2 protein-coding genes and 1 pseudogene are annotated in these 2,157 nt (G+C 33.8%); all 3 read left to right on the top strand.

The window, feature by feature from the left end; translation table 11 throughout:
- The first annotated feature begins 43 nt into the window (after positions 1–43).
- The gene (gene erm, locus KA845_RS08625; RefSeq protein ID WP_001035822.1) at positions 44–778 is read left to right on the top strand and encodes a 23S ribosomal RNA methyltransferase Erm; all 735 of its coding nucleotides are present in this window, start codon (positions 44–46) and stop codon (positions 776–778) included.
- 214 nt (positions 779–992) lie between these two features.
- The gene (gene aadD1 / locus KA845_RS08620; protein WP_001014230.1) at positions 993–1,754 is read left to right on the top strand and encodes an aminoglycoside O-nucleotidyltransferase ANT(4')-Ia; all 762 of its coding nucleotides are present in this window, start codon (positions 993–995) and stop codon (positions 1,752–1,754) included.
- 325 nt (positions 1,755–2,079) lie between these two features.
- A pseudogene (locus tag KA845_RS08615) lies at positions 2,080–2,157 on the top strand (IS6 family transposase); the annotation flags it as partial.

The raw sequence follows: 2,157 nt of genomic DNA, 5'->3' as shown, positions 1-2,157 counted from the left end.
GTTAATATAAACATTCATTATAACCGCATTGGAGTGGGTTATAATGAACAAAAAAAATATAAAAGATAGTCAAAACTTTATTACTTCAAAGTATCATATAAATGAAATTTTGAGAAATATACGTTTAAATACAAATGATAATATTATTGAGATTGGTTCAGGGAAAGGTCATTTCACGTTTGAATTAGCTAAAAGGTGTAATTATGTAACCGCCATTGAAATAGACCCTAAATTATGTAGGACAACTAAAAACAAACTTATTGAATATGAGAACTTCCAGGTTATCAATAAAGATATTTTACAATTTAAGTTTCCTAAAAATAAGTCATATAAGATATATGGAAATATACCCTACAATATAAGTACAGATATAATTCGAAAAATTGTTTTTGAAAGCACAGCTACAGAAAGTTATTTAATAGTGGAATATGGATTTGCTAAAAGGTTGCTAAATACAAATCGTTCACTAGCACTATTTTTAATGACAGAAGTTGATATATCCATATTAAGTAAAATCCCTAGAGAATACTTTCATCCAAAACCTAGAGTTAATAGCTCGTTAATTGTATTAAAAAGACACCCTTCAAAAATATCACTCAAAGATAGAAAACAATATGAAAATTTTGTTATGAAATGGGTTAACAAAGAATACATGAAACTATTTACCAAAAACCAATTTTATCAAGCCTTAAAATATGCAAGAATTGACGATTTAAACAATATTAGCTTTGAACAATTCTTGTCTCTTTTCAATAGCTATAAATTATTTTATAGATAAGTTAAGGGGTGCATAAACTGCACCCCTTAACTTGTCTTGTTTTGCTTAAACAATCTTGGCCCGTTTGTTGAAGATTAGATGCTATAATTGTTATTAAAAGGATTGAAGGATGCTTAGGAAGACGAGTTATTAATAGCTGAATAAGAACGGTGCTCTCCAAATATTCTTATTTAGAAAAGCAAATCTAAAATTATCTGAAAAGGGAATGAGAATAGTGAATGGACCAATAATAATGACTAGAGAAGAAAGAATGAAGATTGTTCATGAAATTAAGGAACGAATATTGGATAAATATGGGGATGATGTTAAGGCTATTGGTGTTTATGGCTCTCTTGGTCGTCAGACTGATGGGCCCTATTCGGATATTGAGATGATGTGTGTCATGTCAACAGAGGAAGCAGAGTTCAGCCATGAATGGACAACCGGTGAGTGGAAGGTGGAAGTGAATTTTGATAGCGAAGAGATTCTACTAGATTATGCATCTCAGGTGGAATCAGATTGGCCGCTTACACATGGTCAATTTTTCTCTATTTTGCCGATTTATGATTCAGGTGGATACTTAGAGAAAGTGTATCAAACTGCTAAATCGGTAGAAGCCCAAACGTTCCACGATGCGATTTGTGCCCTTATCGTAGAAGAGCTGTTTGAATATGCAGGCAAATGGCGTAATATTCGTGTGCAAGGACCGACAACATTTCTACCATCCTTGACTGTACAGGTAGCAATGGCAGGTGCCATGTTGATTGGTCTGCATCATCGCATCTGTTATACGACGAGCGCTTCGGTCTTAACTGAAGCAGTTAAGCAATCAGATCTTCCTTCAGGTTATGACCATCTGTGCCAGTTCGTAATGTCTGGTCAACTTTCCGACTCTGAGAAACTTCTGGAATCGCTAGAGAATTTCTGGAATGGGATTCAGGAGTGGACAGAACGACACGGATATATAGTGGATGTGTCAAAACGCATACCATTTTGAACGATGACCTCTAATAATTGTTAATCATGTTGGTTACGTATTTATTAACTTCTCCTAGTATTAGTAATTATCATGGCTGTCATGGCGCATTAACGGAATAAAGGGTGTGCTTAAATCGGGCCATTTTGCGTAATAAGAAAAAGGATTAATTATGAGCGAATTGAATTAATAATAAGGTAATAGATTTACATTAGAAAATGAAAGGGGATTTTATGCGTGAGAATGTTACAGTCTATCCCGGCATTGCCAGTCGGGGATATTAAAAAGAGGGTTCTGTTGCAAAGTTGAATTTATAGTATAATTTTAACAAAAAGGAGTCTTCTGTATGAACTATTTCAGATATAAACAATTTAACAAGGATGTTATCACTGTAGCCGTTGGCTACTATCTAAGATATGCATTG

The organism is Staphylococcus sp. GDX8P114P-2, assembly GCF_017892945.1.
Classification (GTDB): domain Bacteria; phylum Bacillota; class Bacilli; order Staphylococcales; family Staphylococcaceae; genus Staphylococcus; species Staphylococcus arlettae.
The sequence above is the reverse complement of the archived record's forward strand: the minus strand, read 5'-3'. Positions and strand labels throughout refer to the sequence as shown.

Bases quoted from the DNA above. Each gene is read 5' to 3' on its own strand.
- erm (WP_001035822.1), top strand. From the start codon at position 44: ATGAACAAAAAAAATATAAAAGATAGTCAAAACTTTATTACTTCAAAG.